The sequence below is a fragment of the Allobosea sp. P4_C6 genome, assembly GCF_056402015.1.
Map to the genome: position 1 here is coordinate 18,570 of NZ_JBFUIF010000017.1, position 19,447 is coordinate 38,016.

At 65.4% G+C, this 19,447-nt stretch carries 17 protein-coding genes; 9 read left to right on the forward strand and 8 right to left on the reverse strand.

The window, feature by feature from the left end:
• The first annotated feature begins 14 nt into the window (after positions 1-14).
• The 3 genes from uvrB to AC1DVA_RS13980 all read left to right on the forward strand — a co-directional run bounded on the left by uvrB (position 15) and on the right by AC1DVA_RS13980 (position 4,191).
• Positions 15-2,693 (forward strand): excinuclease ABC subunit UvrB, encoded by a 2,679-nt coding sequence (gene uvrB, locus AC1DVA_RS13970; RefSeq protein WP_476806237.1) that lies wholly within the window; start codon positions 15-17, stop codon positions 2,691-2,693.
• A 90-nt stretch (positions 2,694-2,783) separates the two neighbouring features.
• The gene (locus AC1DVA_RS13975; protein ID WP_476806238.1) at positions 2,784-3,233 is read left to right on the forward strand and encodes an AlbA family DNA-binding domain-containing protein; all 450 of its coding nucleotides are present in this window, start codon (positions 2,784-2,786) and stop codon (positions 3,231-3,233) included.
• A 379-nt stretch (positions 3,234-3,612) separates the two neighbouring features.
• Positions 3,613-4,191 (forward strand): ATP-binding protein, encoded by a 579-nt coding sequence (locus tag AC1DVA_RS13980; protein ID WP_476806321.1) that lies wholly within the window; start codon positions 3,613-3,615, stop codon positions 4,189-4,191.
• Between the two features lie 507 nt (positions 4,192-4,698).
• Here AC1DVA_RS13980 and AC1DVA_RS13985 read toward each other — a convergent pair.
• The 8 genes from AC1DVA_RS13985 to AC1DVA_RS14020 all read right to left on the reverse strand — a co-directional run bounded on the left by AC1DVA_RS13985 (position 4,699) and on the right by AC1DVA_RS14020 (position 11,616).
• Positions 4,699-5,037, reverse strand: a complete 339-nt coding sequence (locus AC1DVA_RS13985) for an endonuclease domain-containing protein (protein ID WP_476806239.1) — start codon at positions 5,035-5,037, stop codon at positions 4,699-4,701.
• Positions 5,038-5,166: 129 nt separating this feature from the next.
• Positions 5,167-5,973 carry a class I SAM-dependent methyltransferase gene (locus tag AC1DVA_RS13990; RefSeq protein ID WP_265051632.1) on the reverse strand — a complete coding sequence of 269 codons (807 nt, stop codon included), beginning with the start codon at positions 5,971-5,973 and terminating at the stop codon, positions 5,167-5,169.
• Positions 5,974-6,767: 794 nt separating this feature from the next.
• Positions 6,768-7,217 (reverse strand): NUDIX hydrolase, encoded by a 450-nt coding sequence (locus tag AC1DVA_RS13995; protein WP_265051633.1) that lies wholly within the window; start codon positions 7,215-7,217, stop codon positions 6,768-6,770.
• A gap of 126 nt (positions 7,218-7,343) precedes the next feature.
• A complete protein-coding gene (gene nhaA / locus AC1DVA_RS14000) occupies positions 7,344-8,540 on the reverse strand; it encodes a Na+/H+ antiporter NhaA (protein WP_476806240.1) in 1,197 nt (398 codons plus the stop codon).
• Between the two features lie 82 nt (positions 8,541-8,622).
• Complete coding sequence (locus AC1DVA_RS14005; RefSeq protein ID WP_265051635.1) at positions 8,623-9,009, reverse strand: c-type cytochrome; 387 nt, start codon at positions 9,007-9,009, stop codon at positions 8,623-8,625.
• An 81-nt stretch (positions 9,010-9,090) separates the two neighbouring features.
• On the reverse strand, positions 9,091-9,906 hold the full coding sequence (locus AC1DVA_RS14010) for an alpha/beta fold hydrolase (protein WP_265051636.1): 816 nt from the start codon (positions 9,904-9,906) through the stop codon (positions 9,091-9,093).
• A 295-nt stretch (positions 9,907-10,201) separates the two neighbouring features.
• Positions 10,202-10,912, reverse strand: a complete 711-nt coding sequence (locus tag AC1DVA_RS14015) for a flavin reductase family protein (protein WP_476806241.1) — start codon at positions 10,910-10,912, stop codon at positions 10,202-10,204.
• Positions 10,909-11,616 carry a GntR family transcriptional regulator gene (locus AC1DVA_RS14020; RefSeq protein WP_265051638.1) on the reverse strand — a complete coding sequence of 236 codons (708 nt, stop codon included), beginning with the start codon at positions 11,614-11,616 and terminating at the stop codon, positions 10,909-10,911. The genes AC1DVA_RS14015 and AC1DVA_RS14020 overlap by 4 nt, the downstream gene beginning before the upstream one ends.
• A gap of 247 nt (positions 11,617-11,863) precedes the next feature.
• Between AC1DVA_RS14020 and AC1DVA_RS14025 the strand changes: the two genes are divergently transcribed.
• The 6 genes from AC1DVA_RS14025 to AC1DVA_RS14050 all read left to right on the forward strand — a co-directional run bounded on the left by AC1DVA_RS14025 (position 11,864) and on the right by AC1DVA_RS14050 (position 19,401).
• On the forward strand, positions 11,864-13,432 hold the full coding sequence (locus AC1DVA_RS14025) for an ABC transporter substrate-binding protein (protein WP_265051639.1): 1,569 nt from the start codon (positions 11,864-11,866) through the stop codon (positions 13,430-13,432).
• Positions 13,433-13,560: 128 nt separating this feature from the next.
• The gene (locus AC1DVA_RS14030; RefSeq protein WP_265051640.1) at positions 13,561-14,553 is read left to right on the forward strand and encodes an ABC transporter permease; all 993 of its coding nucleotides are present in this window, start codon (positions 13,561-13,563) and stop codon (positions 14,551-14,553) included.
• A complete protein-coding gene (locus tag AC1DVA_RS14035) occupies positions 14,543-15,496 on the forward strand; it encodes an ABC transporter permease (RefSeq protein ID WP_265051641.1) in 954 nt (317 codons plus the stop codon). Before AC1DVA_RS14030 ends, AC1DVA_RS14035 begins: the two co-directional genes overlap by 11 nt.
• 217 nt (positions 15,497-15,713) lie before the next feature.
• Positions 15,714-16,913 carry an amidohydrolase family protein gene (locus AC1DVA_RS14040; protein ID WP_476806242.1) on the forward strand — a complete coding sequence of 400 codons (1,200 nt, stop codon included), beginning with the start codon at positions 15,714-15,716 and terminating at the stop codon, positions 16,911-16,913.
• 38 nt (positions 16,914-16,951) lie between these two features.
• Positions 16,952-18,415 carry an amidohydrolase family protein gene (locus AC1DVA_RS14045; RefSeq protein ID WP_476806322.1) on the forward strand — a complete coding sequence of 488 codons (1,464 nt, stop codon included), beginning with the start codon at positions 16,952-16,954 and terminating at the stop codon, positions 18,413-18,415.
• Positions 18,412-19,401: an ABC transporter ATP-binding protein gene (locus tag AC1DVA_RS14050; protein ID WP_265051643.1), complete on the forward strand. Its 990-nt coding sequence runs from the start codon at positions 18,412-18,414 to the stop codon at positions 19,399-19,401. The genes AC1DVA_RS14045 and AC1DVA_RS14050 overlap by 4 nt, the downstream gene beginning before the upstream one ends.
• The last annotated feature ends 46 nt before the right edge of the window (positions 19,402-19,447 follow it).

Below are 19,447 nucleotides of genomic sequence, written 5' to 3' on the forward strand. Positions count from 1 at the left end.
CCCATATTGCGGCCATGCCGAAAAGCTCCGACACCACCGCGACCAAGCCGAAAGCCGTGAAGAAGCCGGCCAGCACCCGCACGCCGAACTCCAAGGCGTCGAAGCCGGAGCTGAAGCCGCTCGAGGGCTATCTCGCCGATCTGCTGAACCCCGCGATCAACCGCGGCACGGCGGTGCCGGGCGGGGCCTCCGGCTTCAAGGACACGCCGCAGGCCGGCTACGAGGCCGAGGCGCGCCCGGGCGACGGCGATGACAGGCCGAAGAAGAAGCTCTCGAAGAAGGCCGATTCCGCCTTCGCCGGCGCCGAGGGTGCGGCGGCCGCCACTGCGACCTCGCTGCAGGCGCTGCTGGAGACCGGCAGCCCCTTCATCGATCCGGGCAAGGCCTGGACGCCGCATCGCCCGCCGCGCCCCGAGAAATCGGAAGGCGGCATCCGCTTCCGCATGAATTCGGAGTTCGAGCCGGCCGGCGACCAGCCCACCGCGATCGCCGATCTCGTCGACGGCATCCGCCGGCAGGAGCGCGACCAGGTGCTGCTCGGCGTCACCGGCTCGGGCAAGACCTTCACCATGGCGCAGGTCATCGAGAAGACGCAGCGCCCGGCGCTGGTGCTGGCGCCGAACAAGACGCTGGCGGCGCAGCTCTACGGCGAGTTCAAGAGCTTCTTCCCCGACAACGCGGTCGAGTACTTCGTCTCCTATTACGACTACTACCAGCCGGAGGCCTACGTTCCGCGCTCGGACACCTATATCGAGAAGGAATCCTCGATCAACGAGCAGATCGACCGCATGCGCCACGCCGCGACGCGCTCTTTGCTCGAACGCGACGACGTGATCATCGTCGCCTCCGTCTCCTGCATCTACGGTATCGGCTCGGTCGAGACCTATACGGCGATGACCTTCTCGGTGAAGCTGGGCGAGCGCATCGAGCAGCGCCAGCTCATCGCCGATCTCGTCGCCCTGCAATACAAGCGCACCCTCGGCGATTTCGCCCGCGGCACCTTCCGCGTACGCGGCGACGTCATCGAGCTGTTCCCGGCGCACTATGAGGACCGCGCCTGGCGCATCGGCCTGTTCGGCGACGAGGTCGAGTCGATATCCGAGTTTGATCCCCTAACGGGACAAAAAACCGGCGAGCTCGAATTCATCAAGGTCTACGGCAATTCGCACTACACCACGCCGCGCCCGACGCTGACGCAGGCGGTGAAGTCGATCAAGGAGGAGCTGCGCGGCCGCCTCGACGAGCTCAATCGCATGGGCCGTTATCTGGAGGCGCAGCGTCTCGACCAGCGCTGCACCTTCGACATCGAGATGATCGAGGCCACCGGCTCCTGCAACGGCATCGAGAACTATTCGCGCTATCTCACCGGCCGCAAGCCGGGCGAGCCGCCGCCGACCTTGTTCGAATACCTGCCCGACAACGCGCTCGTATTCACCGACGAGAGCCACGTCACCGTGCCGCAGATCGGCGGCATGTATCGCGGCGACTTCCGCCGCAAGGCGACGCTGGCCGAATACGGCTTCCGCCTGCCCTCCTGCATGGACAACCGGCCGCTGCGCTTCGAGGAATGGGACGCGATGCGGCCCCAGTCGGTGCATGTCTCGGCCACGCCCGGCGGCTGGGAGATGAACCAGACCGGCGGCGTCTTCACCGAGCAGGTCATCCGGCCCACGGGGCTGATCGACCCGCCGGTCGAGATCCGCCCGGCCAAGCACCAGGTCGCGGACCTGCTCGACGAGATCAAGGAGGTCACCGAGAAGGGCTACCGCACCCTCGTTACCGTGCTGACCAAGCGCATGGCCGAGGACCTCACCGAATACCTGCATGAGAACGGCATTCGCGTCAGGTACATGCACTCCGACATCGACACGATCGAGCGCATCGAGATCCTGCGCGATCTGCGGCTCGGCGCCTTCGACGTGCTGGTCGGCATCAACCTGCTGCGCGAGGGCCTCGACATCCCCGAATGCGGCTTCGTCGCCATCCTCGACGCCGACAAGGAGGGCTTCCTGCGCTCCGAGACCTCGCTGATCCAGACCATCGGCCGCGCCGCGCGAAACGTGGACGGCAAGGTCATCCTCTATGCCGACCACATCACCGGCTCGATGGAGCGGGCGATGGCGGAGACCAACCGCCGCCGCGAGAAGCAGGTCGCCTATAACGAAGAGCACGGCATCACGCCGCAGACGATCAAGCGCGCCATCGGCGACATCCTCGGCTCGGTCTATGAGCGCGACCATGTCACGGTCGACAAGGGGCTGGTGGCGCCGGCCTCCGGCCACAACCTCAAGGCCGCGATCGCCGATCTCGAGAAGCGCATGCGCGAGGCCGCGGCCGACCTCGAATTCGAGACCGCCGCGCGCCTGCGCGACGAGATCAAGCGCCTGCAGGCGACGGAGCTGGCGATCTCGGACGACCCGCTCGCCCGCCAGAGCGATGTCGAGGCCAGCGCCGGCCGCTACAAGGGCGAGCGCAGCTACGGCTCCAGCGCCAACCTGCCGCCGACCCGCGCCCGCAAGCCCACGGATGAGGACATGGGTCCGCATAATCTCGGCGGCGGCGAGGGCCGGCCGAAGCGCGGCGCGGCCCCAGAGCCCCTGGCCTCACGCGCCCGCAAGCCGACGCTGGACGAGATGGGCCCGGTGCCGGAGTCGCGGCCGAAAGGGGCGGGGGAGCGAAGGCGGCGGAGGTAGGCGTAGCGCTGGAAGTGGGCTTTCCGACTCGTCTCAAGTGCCGCATAGTGCCTGAATGTCACTCGATGCGCCGCCTAAAAGATGAAAACGTTGAAAGAAACACAGCAACTAGGTTTTGATTTTACGTTCCCTAGTACTAGCGCCATTAGGCTCCTTTCTGTTGGGGATCTCTATGATCGGATGACGGATGCAATTGCTGCGTCCGCTGAAGAAGATCATAGAATAGAACGAAAAATTTGTGATTATCAGCCGAGGGCTTTGGGTGATTATTTCTCTATGAGGGCGAATACAGCTCCCGAAGGAGGACTGATTCTTCTCGGAGTTGACAATGATGGACAAATTTCCGGGTGCTCGACCGCCCCAGTGGAAAGAATTAATGAGTTACAGCGCGCGGGAGATATATATTGTCCCGACGCTCGTTACCAATGTAAAGTAGTTCCTCTAAAAAACAAGAATGGATCTGACGATTACATTATTGCGATAAATGTATTCTATCGAGAGGATCGTGTTGTCGAAACGACGAAGGGCGACGCCTCATAAGGCGCGGCTCGACAAAGAAGCAGTTAAATGAGGCTGAAAAAAGAGAATTGCAGATAGCTAAGGGGCAGCTTGAAATCGAAAGTGAGCCGTCCAGGCTCAATTACCCCGATGCATTTAACATCCAGCTGATAAATCAATTTGTCGGAAGTGTAAGGCATCAGCGTGGCCTTCCAGAGGATCTAACAACAGAACAGATTCTTGAATTGCGTCGATTGGGTCGGTTTAATTCTGGTAATTTTGTACCCAATTTGGCTTGTGTGTTGCTCTTCGCCCGCGATCCTCAATTGGTCGTCCCCGGATGCAAGATCCGCTTTCTGCGCTTTGAGGGTTCAGTCGAGAAGTAAATGCATGCGTGCATCGATCTTACAATTTAAAGAATATGCATGTCGTTATAAAGATGTTTGATGATAGATTAGAAGTGGAGAGCCCTGGTGGATTCTTGCCGCTGGTGACTCCAGAGAATATTTATGAGATGCATTCACCGCGCAATCATCACTTGATGGATGCGATGTTTTATCTGAAATTTGTCCTATGTGCGCACGAGGGGACGCGACGAATTCGAGATTCAATGAAAAAACTTGGATTGCCGGCCCCGGTCTTCCAAGAGACGACGTCTACTTCGGCCTTTGTGCGCGTAACTCTGCGCAACGATGTTGAGCATCGCAAGCAATTTGTGGATAGTGATGCCTATCGTGTCTTAGGAGAATCTCTATCAAGCAGTCTTGATGAGCTTGAGCGCAGAATCGTGAACCATATCGCCGAACATGGGACTATAAATGTAACGGAAGCGATGCGCCTCGGCGGAATAAGATGGCAGCGGGCAAAGAAGATTCTTTCAAAGCTCGCTGAAAGGAATATTCTAGACCACATTCACAGTAATACAGTTGAGCGAGATGCCAGCGCGTATTTCACACTAAAAAAGAGATTTATTGACAAGCTTCGCCTAAAAAGTCCGTAATACTGGAGCAATTTGCGAGCTGTAAAAAGCGCGGGGAACCCCTCTCCCGGATGGGAGAGGGGCAGGGGKGAGGGACTGCCGTTGATCATGAAGCGCAACGGCGCCGCAGCGCCTCCTGTGGAAAGCGCACACCCTCATCCGGCGCTCCGCGCCACCTTCTCCCATCCGGGAGAAGGGAAGGGCGTAGCGGTTCTTGCGCCTTATCCTCCCGCCATAGCCTCCGCCTTCGTCTACACCTCGCGCGATCTCTAACGACCTCGATGYGCGATGAATGAGGCGCGGGGAACCCCTCTCCCGCATCGAAGTCGGCTGTTGCCGACTTCGACACTCCGGGTGCTGATCTCGGGCATGCCCGAGATCAGTGAGAGGGGCAGGGGGGAGGGACCGCGGCCGATCATGAAGGCGCAACGGCGCCGCAGCCCCTTTTACGGAAAGCGCGCACCCTCATCCGGCGCTCCGCCAGCTTCTCCCTCCGGGAGAAGGGAAGAGGCGTTCCGGTTCCGGAACTCAGATGAGCAAGGCCTTGCGGATCGCGGCAACGACCGTGTCACGATCTCCGATCACTTCGCTATTCGCGAAGCGAATGACCGTGAAGCCATGCCGCTCGATCTCCTCGGTCCGCGCGGTGTCGTCGTCGCGCTCCCAGCCATGTTGGCGGCCGTCGAGCTCGACCACCAGCTTGCGGTCGATGCAGAGGAAATCGACGGTGTAGCCGAGCAGCGGCACTTGCCGCCGGAACTTCAGACCGTCGAGGCGGCGATTGCGGAGTAGGGACCACAGGATGTCCTCGGCTTCCGTCGCTCGGGTCCGGAGCTTTCGGGCGAAAAGGCGCTGTTCCGTGGTCATCGGAAAGGATGCTGTATCGGCATGCCCTTCCCGGCAAGGGCGGTCCCTCACCCCTCCCCGTCCGGGAGAGGGATTCCGCGTCCCGGTCCCTACGCAAGCCTTGAGCGGAAGACGCGGCTCCCGCTCGCCTCAGGGCGAGATCGCCTGCAGCGCCCAGGCGCGCGCTTCGAGCGGGATCGTGCCGTCGGCGGCGATCGGCAGGCTCTCGCGCAGCTTGAGCCGCAGCTGCTCGCGCGCCTCGGGCGGCAGGCTGGCGCAATAGCCGGGCGCCGGGCCGGCGCCGAGGGTGAAGGGCTGCCAGAGATCGTCGAAATCGCGGAACAGCGTCGGCACGGTGATCGCCTCGCAGGCGATGTCGACCAGCCCCGCGGCGCCGGCAAGCTCGGTCAGCCCCTCCTGCGTGCAGAAGGGAAAGCGCCTGTCCTCGGTGAGCTCGCGCGCATTGGGGTCGAGCGCCGCCGCGGCGGTCCAGAAGGCGCGCATGAACTGGATGCCGCCGCCCGGATAATCCCAGACATAGAAGGCGACGAGCCCGCCCGGCCGCAGGACGCGCCGCATCTCGGCCAGCGCCTTGCCCCGGTCCGGCACGAAGTTGAGCATCAGCGCCGAACCGGCGGCGTCGGCGCTGGCGTTCTCCAGCGGCAGCGCCTCGGCGCTGCCGAGCCCGAAGGTGACGCGGCGGTCGGTCACGCGCGCCTGCGCCTGCGCCAGAAAGCCTTCGGAAGGGTCGATCGCGACAATGCTGACCGGCACGGCCTCGCCCAGCAGCGCCTCGGTTAGCGCGCCGGTGCCGCAGCCGATGTCGAGCCAGTCGAAGCCGGGCAGGGGATTCAGCCAGTCGACAAAGCGCGGCGCGAGCTGGCGGCTCCAGCGCCCCATATAGCGATCATAGCTGTCGCCGGCCTGCCATGCGTCATGGCGCGTCTGGTCGGGCATCGCCTGGCCTTTGGCTCTACGATAACTAACCTTACGTCAACGCGGTAACCTGCACGAGCGAGGGATGTTCCATGTCGCGAAACCGGGGTGCAAAACTTATCCCCGCCCTCCCGCGTCGCCCCTATCCTCGGCCCACCTCATCCCCGAGGGGCAGCCATCCGGAGGCATGTCGTGTGGTGGGGTGGGGTCGGCGCCTGCGGCTGGCCTTGCACGCCAGACTCGGGAGGCTTCGGGGCACCGCTCTGGGGGTACTACGGCCCCTGCGCGAGGAGCTCGCTGGGAGGCTCGAAGGGGAAGGTCCTGCAACCCGAGACGCGACGAGGCCGGCATCGGGCCGAGAAGTGCAAACCACTTTTCGGGATCATCCGATGCACGAGACAAAGCGAAGCGCAGCGCGCTCCGTGCCGAACTGGCGTCGAGGCGAGCGGGACCGGAACCGGAGAGCCGTAGAAGCGCGGCCCGAAGTCTAGATGAGAACGCCGATAGGCGGAGCGCCACGGGGCGTGCGGAAGGTGGCTCAATCCTTCCGCGCCGCATCCTGGCTCAATGGAAGCGGCCCGATACCCCCGCGCCTCGCGGCGCTCCGCTGCCCCTCGATATTTCGAAACGCTCGCGCGGCAGCGCGGGCGAGCGAAAACACGCGCGTCATTCTCGGGCGACCGCAGGGAGGCCCGGGAATTACGGGCCGGACAAGGCTCCAAAGCCGCCTGGTCAGGAGATGCCCGGGCCAAGCCCGGGCATGACGCGGGAGCCGAGCCGGGCGTGACGCCGATGTGCGGTTGGAAAGGAGCGCCTTACGCCGCCAGGGCGGGCGTGTTTCCCAGCTTGCGGATGGCGGTGCTGAGCTCCGGCTCGTCGACCAGGTCGGCGGCGTCGGCAAGCTTGAACCAGTGCAGGTCGCGCTGGTGCTGCTCGGCGAAGTTGTCGAGCTGCTGCTCGACCTCGAGCAGATAGAGCTTCACCTCGCAGAGCGCGAAATGGTCGCTCATGCGCTTCCAGTAGGTGTAGCGCCCGGCCGGGTCGCGGCTGACGCGGCCGAGCACGCCGGCCTCCTCATAGGCCTCGCGCGCCGCGGCGTCGCGATCCTTCAGCCCCTTCATCGGCCAGCCCTTGGGCACGATCCAGCGCCGGGTCGTCCGCGATGTCACGAGCAGGATTTCGGTCGAGCCGTCGGCGGCACGGCGGATCGGCATGGCGGCGATCTGCGACCGCTTCTCCCCCGGTTTCCGCTTGGCCTTCTTCATCGACGCTGGAAGCCCCTTCTTGGCTGCACATTCGTCCGGCTCCGAATCATAATGTTCGCCGGAGCGAATAAATATTGCATCGCTGCGTAAAATTGGAAGAGGCATTCTGCCGAAAAAGTGAACGCGTCAGCCTTGCTTCCTGTGCATATCGTCGCTGGCGGAGAACCGCAGAAGCAGCCAGCCGCCGATGCCGGAGATGAGCGAGCCCGCGATCACGCCCATCTTGGTCTGGTTCTGAAGCATCTCCGAATCCGGGAAGGCGAGCAGGCCGATGAACAGGCTCATGGTGAAGCCGATGCCGCAGAGCAGGGCGATGCCGTAGAACTGCGCCCAGGAGGCTCTGGCCGGCAGATCGGCGAGCCCGGCCCGGATCGCCAGCCAGCCGAAGCCGAAGATGCCGATCTGCTTGCCGACGAACAGGCCGAGCAGGATGCCGAGCGGCAGCGGCTCCGCCAGCGTCGCGAGCCCGAGGCCGCTGAACGGAAGACCGGCATTGGCGAAGCCGAAGATCGGGATAATCAGAAAGGCGACATAAGGGTGGAGCCCGTGCTCCAGCCGGTGCAGCGGCGAGCCCGCGTCGTCGGGCCTGGCCGGGGAGGCCTTGAGCGGGATGGTCAGCGCCAGCGCGACACCGGCCAGCGTCGCATGCACGCCGGATTTCAGCGTGAAGATCCAGAGCGCGATGCCGAGCAGCAGATAGGGCGCGAGCCGCGTCACGCCGAGGCGGTTGAGGGCGGCAAGCGCAACGAGCGCCGCTGCCGCGAGGCCGAGATACAGCTCCGACAGCCCGGAGGTGTAGAACACGGCGATGATGATCACCGCGCCGAGATCGTCGAGGATGGCGAGCGCGGTCAGGAAGACCTTGAGCGAGGCCGGCACGCGCGGCCCCAGCAGCGAGAGCACGCCGAGCGCGAAGGCGATGTCGGTGGCTGTCGGGATCGCCCAGCCGCGCAGGCTCTCGGGCGCGCCGCGGTTGAGGGCGACATAGATCAGCGCCGGCGCGACCATGCCGCCGAGCGCGGCGAAGCCGGGCAGCGCCCGTCGCCCCCAGCTCGAGAGCTGCCCGTCCAGCATCTCGCGCTTGATCTCGAGCCCGACGAGCAGGAAGAACACCGCCATCAGCGCGTCGTTGATCCAGTGCAGCACCGAAAGGCCGAGCACATAGCTCTTCAGCGCGGCGAAATAGAACGGCGCCGCCGGCGAGTTGGCGATGACGACGGCGAGCGCCGCAACCGCCATCAGCACGATGCCGCCGGAGGCCTCGCTGTGCAGGAATTCCCGCAACGCGGAAAGGGGTCTCGTCCGTGCAGCGGGGCCGGCCATCATGATCTCCTCTGTGGATCGAGCAGAAGGAGATACGACAGGCCTATCGATATGACCAAATCTGCAGATGCCGCAGTGGAATTCAGAGCTTCTTGCCGTCCTTGTCGAACTGCTTGAGGAAGGCGATCAGGTCGTTGATCTCCTTCTCGCCCTTGATGCCGGCGAAGATCATCTTGGTGCCCGGGATCTTGGCCCTGGGGTCCTTGATGTAGTCGGTGAAGGTAGTTTCGTCCCAGGTCAGGCCGGAGTTCTTGTTGGCGGCGGAATAGCTGTAGGCCTCGACCGCGCCCGAATGCCGGCCGATCAGGCCGTTGAGCTCGGGGCCGACGAGGTTGCGCGCGCCCTCGCCGATCTGGTGGCAGGCGCGGCATTTGTTGAAGGATCGTTCGCCCGCCGCGGCGTCCTGCGCGGCGGCTGATTGACTGAGGAACGGCAGGATAAGGAGGAGGCTCGGGAGAATGGCTCGCATGGTCAGGTCTTTTCGACTTGGAGGCATTCTTACATAACCCGAAGCCGCGCGGCGGCGGCATGGGTCCTTTCGCCGCGCACCTCAGAGCTCGCCGATCCACTCCGCGACGGTGGCGGTGAAGGCGTCCGGGCGCGAGACCGGGAAGAGATGTCCGCCGGTCTCCATGATGGTGCGCCGGCAGCCGGGCAGGGCGGCGGCAAGCGCTTCCTGATGGTAGACGGGCACGACGATGTCGTCGCGCGTGCCTAGCACCAGCACCGGCATCATCAGCGAGCCGATATCGGCCGAGCCGTCGAAGGCGAGCAGGGCATCGATGCGCTCATGCGTCACAATCCTCGCCTGCTCGCTGACGGGCGCCGATGCCAGCGCATCGTCGTAGATATGCCAGTTCTGCTCGATCCAGCGCGGCTGATAGCCGCTGAGCACGGAGATCGCGGCGTAGGCGTAGGGGTCCGCATCGAGGATCGCGCGGCGCGCCCCGAACAAGGCGCTCAGGAACCGGCCGGGCGAGAGCCAGCTTGCGCTCAGGATCAGGCCGTCGAGGCGCCCCGGAGCGAGCTTGGCGATCCGCTGGGCAATGCAGCCGCCCGTGGAATGGCCGAGCACGACCGCGCGCTCGATGCCGGCGGCGTCGAGGACCGCCAGGCTGTCGCGGGCCAGAAGCTCGATATCGCAGGGCGCTTCGCCGCGCGTGCTGGAGCCGATGCCGCGCTGGTCGAAGCGGATCACCTGGAAGGAGCGCGACAGCGTCGCGGCGATCTCCGTCCAGAACGTTGCCGTGCCGCTCAGCCCGCTGACGAGCAGCAGCGGCTGGCCATGGCCCTCCTTGAAGGCGTGGAGCACCGCGCCGTCGGGCGTCTCGACCTTGAAGTCGATGATCTCGGTCGTGGCTGTCATGCGTCACCTCGCGGAAGGGGACGTGAGGTTCTGCGCCCGGCGCACATGGTCTCGAACATGGCCCCGTTCTCCCTGAAACGTGAGGTCGCCCGCCCTCCGGTCATTCCGGCCTTGATCTGGCCGATTGGACCGGTTCGTGTCAGGATGGCGCATCAGGGCCGCCCCTGCCATGGCGTGAGTGCAGGGGGCGGAATGTTCTCGGCGCAGAGCAAATAGACCAAAGACTAATTGGCCTGCGTCTGGTGCATAGCTTTGCGCTGTGTCTGCCGGAGAGCCGCGAGGCGAGGCGTGTTCGCTACGATTTCCGTCGGCTGCGCCTGTTTGCAGCGCCGGGATCGGTGCGCCAGGTCTCGACCGGCAGAGTGGGTAGGTCGAAATAGTCGCGCGTCGTCGCATAGCCCTGGCCGCCCATGCGTCCGACGGCGTCGAGCGCGACGGGATCGACATAGAGCTTCTGCCGATCGATCGTATCGGCGCGGAAATGCGCGTAGACGACCTCGCCGAGGATGATCTCGCGCGAATTGCCGATGCCGAGCGTGGTGTGATGCCGACATTCGAAGGCCGCCGGCGCCTGGCCGATCCAGGGGCAGGGCACCTTGACGCCGGGCATCGCGGTCAGTCCGGCTTCCGCCAGCTCGTCGGCACCCGGCTCGAAAGGCACCGCGCAGACATTCATGCCTTCGACCAGCGCGTCGGAGACGATGTTCACGGTGAAGGCCAGGGTCTGGCGGACATTGCGGCCGGTGTCCTTCTGCGCGCCGCTGGGCCGGTACTCGACGCCGAGAGCCAGGATTGCGGGATCGGCCGAGAGGCAGTTGAAGAAGGAGAACGGCGCGGCATTCACCGTGCCGTGCTCGTCGACCGTGGTCACCAGCGCGATCGGACGCGGCACGACCGCGCCGATCAGGAGCTTGTAGCGCTCGCGCGGGGTCAGTGCCGCGAAGTCGAAGGTGACGATGCCGGGGGCGGTTTCGGCGCGCGGCTGTCCGGTGGGGTGGGCGGTCACGATGGGGTCAATCCTTCGCTGCGGGCGTAGGGGGCGAGCACGTCGCGGATGTCCCGCTCGACGCGCGGGGTCAGCAAGGCGCGGGTCACGACGGCGCGCAGATGGTGGTCCATCAAATCGGCGGCGCGGGCGGCGTCGCCCGAGCGCAGCGCCTCGATGAGCTGGCGATGCTCGGAGACCGCGCATTCGCTGGAATGGGGACGCCCATAGATCGCCAGGATCAGCGAGCAGCGCGACGACGCTTCCTGGACATAGCGCAGCAGCAGCGCGTTGCCGGTCATCATCGCGAGCTTGATGTGGAACTCGCCGGAAAGGCGGATCGATTCCGGCCCGTCCTGCTCATGCGCCTTCTCTTCCTGCTCGACATGGGCTTCGAGCTCGGCCGCCTGGGCCGCCGTCAGGCGCCCGGCGAGGTTCTCCGCCACGAGCCGCTCCAGCCCGCGCCGGACCTCGAAGACGTCGCGCGCTTCCTCCAGAGTCGGATAGGCGACGGAGGCGCCGCGATTGGGCTTCAGCTCGACCAGCCCTTCGACGGCAAGGCGCCCGAAGGCTTCGCGCACCAGCGTGCGGCTGACGCCGAGCTGCTCGCCGATCGAATCCTCCGGCAGCTTGATGCCCGGCTTCAACGCTTGCTCGATGATGGCGCGCCGGAGCGCCCTGTATACGGATTCGGCCCGCAGAACCGGCGTGCGACGCTCGCCCATATCGGCCTTCCCTCGTCCTGATCTGACAGTTTGCGGGAGCGTCAATGTCACGATCGCGGGCTCCGATCCAGTTTCCGCTTGTGCTCAATAATCGCATACAATACGATCTTCATATCGTATGCAAGTTTGATTACTAATCGCACACGAGATGGCGATCAAAACGCCACGGTGCCTAAAGAGGCGGCAGATGACGATCGAGGTCCGGCCGCGTGCTGCGGCGGGCCGTCAACAAAAAGGGGAGAGTTGGATGAAGAAGGCCTGGTTGCTGGCGGCCGTTGCCGCCTTTGCCCTGGTGGGTTCCGCCGAGGCGAAGACGCTCAAATGGGGCGCGGCGCGCGAGATCGCCTCGCTCGACCCCTATTCCTTCGGCGAGACCTTCACCCTGTCGGTGCTGAACCACGTCTATGAGGGGCTGGTGCGCTATACCGGCGACCTCAAGATCGAGCCGGCGCTGGCGGAATCATGGGAGACGGTGTCGCCGACCGTCTGGCGCTTCAAACTGCGCCAGGGCGTCAAGTTCCACAACGGCAACCCGTTCACCGCCGATGACGTGATCGCCTCGCTGGCCCGCGTCACCCATGCGGACTCGCCGCTCAAGGGCAACCTGCCGGCCTATAAATCCTCGAAGAAGATCGACGACTATACCGTCGAGATCGAGGTCAACGGCCCCTATCCGCTGCTGCTCAACGACCTCACCAACATCTTCATCTTCGACAAGGAGTGGATGGAGGCCAACAACTCGCTGCTCCCCACCGATTCCGGCAAGGGCGTGAAGGGCTACGCCACCGACAACGCCAACGGCACCGGGCCGTTCTTCGTCGAAAGCCGCCGCGCCGATTCCAAGACCGTCTTCGCCAAGAACCCGAGCTGGTGGGACAAGCCGCAGCACAACATCGACAAGATCGAATTCACGCCGATCACCTCGTCCTCGACGCGGGTCGCGGCGCTGCTTTCCGGCGAGATCGACTTCACCAACGTCGCCCCGCTGCAGGACCTGCCGCGCCTCTCCGCCTCGCCGGACGTCAAGGTGCTGCAGACCAACGAACTGCGCTCGGTCTTCTTCGCCTTCAACCTGACCGACAAGCTCTTCGAGAGCGACATGAAGGACAAGAACCCCTTCAAGGACATCAAGGTGCGCGAAGCACTCTATCGCGCCATCGACATCGACGCGGTCCAGAAGCGGGCGATGCGCGGCCTCTCGCGCAACACCGGCGCGCTCGTCGCTCCCGCCATCCCCGGCTATGAGCTCTCGCAGGACGACCGGCTGCCCTTCGACCTGAACGGCGCCAAGAAGCTCCTGGCCGATGCCGGCTACCCCAACGGCTTCTCCTTCCAGATGAACTGCCAGAGCGACTCCCTCGTCAACGAGGAGGAGTTCTGCCAGGCGGTCGCCTCGATGTGGTCGCGCGCCGGCCTCAAGCCCAATCTCAGCATGGCGCCGCGCAGCCAGCAGGCGCCCAAGCGCGTGAAGGGCGAGTTCGACGTGATCTCCTTCGGCTGGGCGAACGAGCCGATGATCGACGCCTATTCGCTGCTCGTGCAGGTGATGCGCTCGAAGAGCGGCACCGGCGGCGTCTTCAACTGGGGCAACTGGGGCGATCCGCGCATCGACGCGCTGATCGACAAGGCCGGCGTCGAGCTCGACGACGCCAAGCGCATCCCGATGATGAAGGAGGCGCTCAAGATCGCCAAGGCCGAGCATCTCTTCATCCCGTTGCACCAGCAGCCGATGGCCTGGGCGATGCGCTCCACCGTCGCCTCGACCGTGCAGGCCTCGGACAACAAGCCGCGGCTTTGGCTGACCATGATGAAGTGAGGCGGCGGCGACGTCATGGCTGGGCTTGACCCGGCCATCTCGGAAACCAGCGCCCTCTCGTCCTGAGATTCCCGGGTCTTCGCTTTGCGAAGCCCGGGAATGACGGCAGGGGAACAGGAGCCCACCCGATGCCGGCCTTCCTCTTCAAGCGACTGCTCAACGCCGCCGGCGTCATGCTGGCGGTGGCCTTCCTCGCCTTCCTGATCTTCCGCTTCGTCGGCGATCCCGTCGAGCTGATGCTGAACGAGCAGGCGAGCCAGCAGCAGCGCGACGAGCTGCGGACCCGGCTCGGGCTCGACAAAGGCTTCGTGATGCAGTTCGCGACCTTCGTCGGCAACGCGGCGCGGGGCGATTTCGGCATTTCCTACCGCAACCAGCAGGACGTCTTCACGCTGATCTCGGAACGCTTCCCGGCGACCTTCGAGCTCGTGCTGGTCGCGACCTTCCTCTCGCTCGCCATCGGCATCCCGCTCGGCGTCTACACCGCGATCCGACGCGACAGCTGGCTTGCCAAGGCACTGCAGTTCATCTCGGTGCTCGGCGTCTCCTTGCCGAGCTTCGCGCTCGGCATCCTCTTCATCCTCGTCTTCTCGGTCTCGCTGCAATGGCTACCCGCCTTCGGGCGCGGCGAGGTCGTCCAACTCGGCTGGTGGAGCACCGGCTTCCTCACATCGTCCGGTCGCAAGGCGCTGGTCCTGCCCGGCATCACGCTCTCGCTCTTCCAGATCACGCTGGTGATGCGCCTCGTGCGCGCCGAGATGCTGGAGACGATGCGCACCGATTTCATCCGCTTCGCCCGCGCCCGTGGCCTGCCGTCCCGCGCCGTCCATTTCGGCCACGCGCTGCGCAACTGCCTGATGCCGGTCATCACCGTCACCGGCCTTCAGATCGGCAACCTCATCGCCTTCGCGCTGGTGACCGAGACCGTGTTCCAGTGGCCGGGCATGGGCATGCTCTTCGTCCAGGCCGTGACCTTCGTCGATATCCCGGTGATGGCGGCCTATCTGATCGTCGTCTCCTTCATCTTCGTCACGCTCAACACGCTGGTCGACCTGACCTATGCCTGGGTCGATCCGCGCCTGCGCGAGGACGCGCTCACGGGAGGCGTCAATGCTCGTTGAGAAGACCCGGCCCGCTGACATCGTCAAGAAACCCGGCCGCCTGCGCCGTTTCCTCGACAGCGACATCGGCTGGAGCTTCTGCCACACCCCGGTCGCCTGGCTCTCGGCGCTGGTGCTGGCGCTGCTGGTGCTGAGCGCGCTCTTCGCACCGCTGATCGCGCCGCAGAATCCCTACGACCTCACGCAGATCTTCATCGATAAGGCCGAAATCCCGCCGATCTGGCAGGAGGGCGGCGAGTGGCCCTTCCTGCTCGGCACCGATCCGCAGGGCCGCGACGTGCTCTCCGCCATCCTCTACGGCTCGCGCATCTCGCTGATCATCGGCTTCTCCGCCGTCGTCGTGTCGATGCTGGTCGGCGTCTCGATCGGGCTTTGCGCCGGCTTCTATGGCGGGCGCGTCGACAACCTGCTGATGCGCCTCGGCGACACCGTGCTCTCGATCCCGACGCTGCTGATGGCGATCCTGGTCTCCGCGATCTTCCGCGAGATGCTGCCGCCGGCCCTGCGCGAGCCCTTCGCCGCCGTGGTGCTCGTGCTCTCGATCGCGCTGACGAGCTGGGTGCAGTACGCCCGCACCGTGCGCGCGCTCACCATGGTCGAGCGCCGCAAGGAATATGTGCTGGCCGCCCGGATCATCCGCGTGCCCGCCACCCGCATCATGGGCCGCCACATCCTCCCCAACACGATGACGCCGGTGCTGGTCTCGGCCACGCTCAATCTCGGCCTCGCCATCCTCTCTGAGGCGACGCTGTCCTTCCTCGGCGTCGGCATGCCGATCACCCAGCCTTCGCTGGGCACGCTGATCCGCATCGGCAACCAGTACCTGTTCTCCGGCTCCTGGTGGCTCGTCGTCTTCCCCTCGCTGCAGCTCGGGCTGATCGTGCTCTCGGTCAACCTGCTCGGAGACTGGCTGCGCGACGCGCTGAACCCGAAGCTGCGGTGATGATGCCCGCTCTCGAACCACGCCGTCATTCCGGGGCAGGCCGCAGGCCTGAGCCCGGAACCCATGAACACCGGAGTTGCTCAAAGAGGCGCGCGAATCGTCGTGCCCCAACAAAGGCCACCTGTGTTCATGGGTTCCGGGCTCGCTGCTGCGCAGCGCCCCGGAATGACGGCGTGTGCCCACAGCCAAAGAACGAGATCACGAGGAAACGCCTGCGATGACCGCCTCCCTGCTGCTGCGCAATGTCCGTCCCCATGCCGGCCCCGCCACCGATATGCTGATCGAAAACGGCAAGATCGCTCGGGTCGGAGCAAACCTGACAGCCCCCGCCGGCGTCGCGGTGGAGGACGGACGCGGCGAGATCGTCATCCCCGGCCTCGTCGAGGCGCATACCCATCTCGACAAGAGCCTCTGGGGCCAGCCCTGGTACGTCAATGAGGTCGGCCCGAAGCTGCTCGACAAGATCGACAACGAGCGCCTGAACAAGAAGCGCCTCGACATCGATCCGACCCGCCAGTCGGCGCGCCAGACCATCCAATCCTCCCTGATGGGCACGACCCATATCCGCAGCCATGTCGATGTCGATACCGATCTCGGGCTCTGGGGCGTCGAGGGCGTGATGCAGACCCGCGATGCCTACCGAGACATCGTCGACATCGAGCTGGTCGCCTTCCCGCAATCCGGCCTGCTGCGCCGCCCCGGCACGCTGGAGCTGATGGACCAGGCGATGAAGGCGGGCTGCGAGATCGTCGGCGGGCTCGACCCTTGCGGCATCGACCGCGACCCGAAGGGCCATCTCGATGCGGTCTTCGCGCTCTGCCAGAGCTACGGCAAGCCGCTCGACATCCACCTGCACGAGCCCGGCGAGATGGGCGCCTTCTCGATGGACCTGATCATCGAGCGCACCCGCGCGCTCGGCATGAACGGCAAGGTCACGATCAGCCACGCCTTCTGCCTGGGATCGCCCGATGCGGCGCTGGTCGACCCGCTGATCGCGCAACTCGCCGAACTCGACATCGCGATCATGACGACGGCTCCGTCGCGCAGCGCGGCGCCCCCGGTCAAGAAGCTGCTGGAGGCCGGCGTGCGCGTCTGCTCGGGTTCCGATGGCATCCGCGACACCTGGGGCCCCTACGGCAATGCCGACATGGTCGAGCGCGCCATGTTTATCGGCCTGCGCAACAATTTCCGCCGCGATGACGAGCTCAAGCTCGGCCTGGACGTCTGCACCACCGAAGGCGCCAAGGTGATGGAGATCGCCGATTATGGGCTCGCCGAAGGCAAGGCGGCTGATTTCGTTGTCATGCCGGGCGAGACGCTGGCGGAGCTGATCGTCACCCGCTCGCCCAAGCGCCGCGTGGTCAAGCGCGGCCGGATCGTCGCACGCGACGGCGTCTCGGTGAGGACCGCTCCGTGAGCCTGCAGGCAGCCAGGCGGCCCGAGGGCCGCATCCTGATGACCGCGCGCTGGGTCGTCGGTCACAAGGACGGCCGCCACCGGCTTTACGAAGACGGCGAGGTCGTCTTCGAGAACGGTGAGATCGTCTTCGTAGGCCACGGCTTCCCGGGCGAGGTCGCCATACGCATCGACTACGGCAATGCGCTGATCGGGCCGGGCTTCGTCGATTGCGACGCGCTCTCCGACCTCGACACCACCATCCTCGCCTATGACAACCAGCCGGCCTGGAAGAAGGGCCGCGTCTGGCCGCGCAGCTATCTCGATGCCGGTCCCTACGAGATGTATTCCCGCGAGGAGCTGGCCTTCCAGAAGCGCTACGCTTTCTCTCAGCTGATCCGCAACGGCATCACCACGGCGCTGCCGATCGCCTCGCTGTTCTACCGCGCCTGGGGCGAGACGGTGCAGGAATTCGAGGATGCGGCGGAGGCTGCTGCCGATCTCGGCCTGCGCGCCTATCTCGGCCCGGCCTATCGCGCCGGAAACCAGCTCGTCGAGGCCGATGGTCGCGTCGTTACCTATTACGACGAGGCGCGCGGCCTCGCGGAGCTCGACGCCGCCATCGACTTCGCCAAGCGCCATGAGGGCGTGGCCGGCGGACTGATCCGCGCGATGTTCGCGCCGGATCGCATCGAGACCTCGACGGCCGAGCTGCTGCGCCGGACGGCGGCGGCCTCGCGCGAGCTCGACGTTCCCGTTCGGCTGCATTGCTGCCAGTCGAAGATCGAATACGACCTTGTCCTCGCCCAGCACGGCATGAGCCCGCCGGAATGGCTGGAGAGCCTCGGCTTCCTCAACGAGCGCTGCCTGTTGCCACACGGCACTGTCGTCTCCGGTAGCCGGCTGATCGACCGGCCAGGCCGCGACCTCGATATCATCCGCGATTCCGGCGCGAGCATCGTCCATTGCCCGCTGGTCTCCGGGCGGCACGGCAATGCCATCGATCATTTCGGCCGCTACCGCGCCATGGGGCTCAATATCGCCATGGGCACGGATACGAGCCCGCCCGACATGGTGATGAACCTGCAGACCGGCATGATCCTCGCCCGCACCATGGCCGGCAATGTCGCCGCCGTCCGCTCCGAGGATTATTACGACGCCGCGACCACCGGCGGCGCCGACGCGTTGCAGAGGCCCGATCTCGGCCGCCTCCAGCCCGGCGCGCGCGCCGACATCACTGTCTTCGATCTCGACCGGCCGCATAGCGGGCAGGTCATCGATCCCATCCAGACGATGATGCTGACCGGCCATGGCCGCGACTTCTCCACGGTGGTGATCGATGGGCGCTTCGTCATGGAAAACCGGACCATCCCGGCGCAGGACGAGGCGGCCGACAACGCCCGTGCCCAGAAGCAGTTCGAGGGCGTGATGGCGCGCTATCCCGAGCGCACCCTGGGCCACCCGCCGATGAGCGAAATCTTCTCGTCGAGCTACGCGATCGAACGCAGCGAGGTCCTTGCATGACCGCTCCCGCCGCAGCGCCTCTTCTGTCGGTGCGTGATCTGCGCATCGTCTTCGACGGCCGCCACGGCGCGTTGACGGCGCTGGACGGCGTCTCCTTCGACATCGCGCCGGGCGAGATCCTCGGCGTGGTCGGCGAGTCCGGCGCCGGCAAGTCGCTGACCGGCACGGCAGTGATCGGCCTGCTCGATCCGCCGGGCCGCATTGCCGGCGGCGAGATCCACCTCTCCGGACAACGCATCGACAACCTGCCGGCCGAGGCGATGCGCAGGCTGCGCGGCCGGCGCATCGGCGCGATCTTCCAGGACCCGCTGACCTCTCTGCATCCGCTGCTCAAGGTCGGCGACCAGATCGTCGAGACGATCCTGACCCATCTGCCGGTGAGCAGGGCGGAGGCGCGCAAGCGTGCGCTCGACCTGTTGAAGGAGGTCGGCATCCCCGCGGCCGAGTCGCGCATCGACAGCTACCCGCATCAGTTCTCGGGCGGCATGCGCCAGCGCGTCGTCATAGCGCTCGCGCTCTGCGCCGAGCCCTCGCTGATCATCGCCGACGAGCCCACGACCGCGCTCGACGTCTCCATTCAGGCGCAGATCACCACCTTGCTGAAGCGGCTCTGCCGCGAGCACGGCACGGCGATCATGCTGGTCACGCACGACATGGGCGTCATCGCGGAGACGGCCGATCGCGTCGCGGTGATGTATGCCGGCCGCGTCGTCGAGATCGGCCCGGTCGAAGAAGTGACGCGCCGGCCGCACCATCCCTACACCGCCGGGCTGATGGCCTCGATCCCGAGCGTCCACGTCCGCCACGAGCACCTCAACCAGATCGACGGCGCCATGCCGCGCCTCAACGCGATCCCCTCCGGCTGCGCCTTCAATCCGCGCTGCGGCCGGGTCGAGCCGTTCTGTCGGGATCACAAGCCCGGGCTGCCGGTGTCGAGCCACGCCGCCGCCTGCCATTTCCCGCTGAAGGAGGCCGTGCATGCGTGATACCGTGACGACGCTCACGCAGGGTGAGGCCATGCCGCAGCCGGCC

What these genes read in the sequence shown, in the direction of transcription:
- AC1DVA_RS14050 (WP_265051643.1), top strand. Translation starts at nt 18,412, where the DNA reads ATGACCGCTCCCGCCGCAGCGCCTCTTCTGTCGGTGCGTGATCTGCGC.
- AC1DVA_RS13995 (WP_265051633.1), bottom strand. Translation starts at nt 7,217, where the DNA reads ATGAAGAAGGCCAAGCGGAAACCGGGGGAGAAGCGGTCGCAGATCGCC.
- AC1DVA_RS14045 (WP_476806322.1), top strand. Translation starts at nt 16,952, where the DNA reads ATGACCGCGCGCTGGGTCGTCGGTCACAAGGACGGCCGCCACCGGCTT.
- AC1DVA_RS14010 (WP_265051636.1), bottom strand. Translation starts at nt 9,906, where the DNA reads ATGACAGCCACGACCGAGATCATCGACTTCAAGGTCGAGACGCCCGAC.
- AC1DVA_RS14040 (WP_476806242.1), top strand. Translation starts at nt 15,714, where the DNA reads ATGACCGCCTCCCTGCTGCTGCGCAATGTCCGTCCCCATGCCGGCCCC.
- AC1DVA_RS14030 (WP_265051640.1), top strand. Translation starts at nt 13,561, where the DNA reads ATGCCGGCCTTCCTCTTCAAGCGACTGCTCAACGCCGCCGGCGTCATG.
- AC1DVA_RS13985 (WP_476806239.1), bottom strand. Translation starts at nt 5,037, where the DNA reads ATGACCACGGAACAGCGCCTTTTCGCCCGAAAGCTCCGGACCCGAGCG.
- uvrB (WP_476806237.1), top strand. Translation starts at nt 15, where the DNA reads ATGCCGAAAAGCTCCGACACCACCGCGACCAAGCCGAAAGCCGTGAAG.
- AC1DVA_RS14035 (WP_265051641.1), top strand. Translation starts at nt 14,543, where the DNA reads ATGCTCGTTGAGAAGACCCGGCCCGCTGACATCGTCAAGAAACCCGGC.
- AC1DVA_RS13990 (WP_265051632.1), bottom strand. Translation starts at nt 5,973, where the DNA reads ATGCCCGACCAGACGCGCCATGACGCATGGCAGGCCGGCGACAGCTAT.
- AC1DVA_RS14025 (WP_265051639.1), top strand. Translation starts at nt 11,864, where the DNA reads ATGAAGAAGGCCTGGTTGCTGGCGGCCGTTGCCGCCTTTGCCCTGGTG.
- AC1DVA_RS13980 (WP_476806321.1), top strand. Translation starts at nt 3,613, where the DNA reads ATGCATGTCGTTATAAAGATGTTTGATGATAGATTAGAAGTGGAGAGC.
- AC1DVA_RS14005 (WP_265051635.1), bottom strand. Translation starts at nt 9,009, where the DNA reads ATGCGAGCCATTCTCCCGAGCCTCCTCCTTATCCTGCCGTTCCTCAGT.
- AC1DVA_RS14020 (WP_265051638.1), bottom strand. Translation starts at nt 11,616, where the DNA reads ATGGGCGAGCGTCGCACGCCGGTTCTGCGGGCCGAATCCGTATACAGG.
- nhaA (WP_476806240.1), bottom strand. Translation starts at nt 8,540, where the DNA reads ATGGCCGGCCCCGCTGCACGGACGAGACCCCTTTCCGCGTTGCGGGAA.